Genomic DNA, 316 nt, shown 5'->3' with positions numbered 1-316 from the left:
GTAATATGGGTCGTTAGCTCAGTTGGGAGAGCATCGCCCTTACAAGGCGAGGGTCACTGGTTCAAGTCCAGTACGACCCACCATTTTTAAAATGGTGTATATTACAAAAATCTAAATGGGTAATTAGCTCAGTTAGAAAAAAGAGAGCATCGCCGCTATTTACAAGTAAAGGCAGTGTTCACTGGTTAAAATCCAGTACTATTTATTTTAATAGTAGCGTTTTAATTTATATGTGGGTGATTAGCTCAGTTGGGAGAGCATCGCCCTTACAAGGCGAGGGTCACTGGTTCAAGTCCAGTATCACCCACCACATATA

Annotated in this window: 2 tRNA genes; both read left to right on the top strand. The window is 41.5% G+C overall.

Annotated elements, in window-relative coordinates:
* The first annotated feature begins 7 nt into the window (after nucleotides 1–7).
* Nucleotides 8–83, top strand: a tRNA-Val gene (locus H5058_RS18275).
* A gap of 151 nt (nucleotides 84–234) precedes the next feature.
* Nucleotides 235–310, top strand: a tRNA-Val gene (locus H5058_RS18270).
* Nucleotides 311–316: the final 6 nt, after the last annotated feature.

Source organism: Pseudoalteromonas sp. SR45-4 (genome assembly GCF_014163535.1).
Classification (GTDB): Bacteria; Pseudomonadota; Gammaproteobacteria; order Enterobacterales; family Alteromonadaceae; genus Pseudoalteromonas; species Pseudoalteromonas nigrifaciens.
Note: the sequence above shows the minus strand (reverse complement) of the source record. Positions and strands in the feature narration are given on the sequence as shown.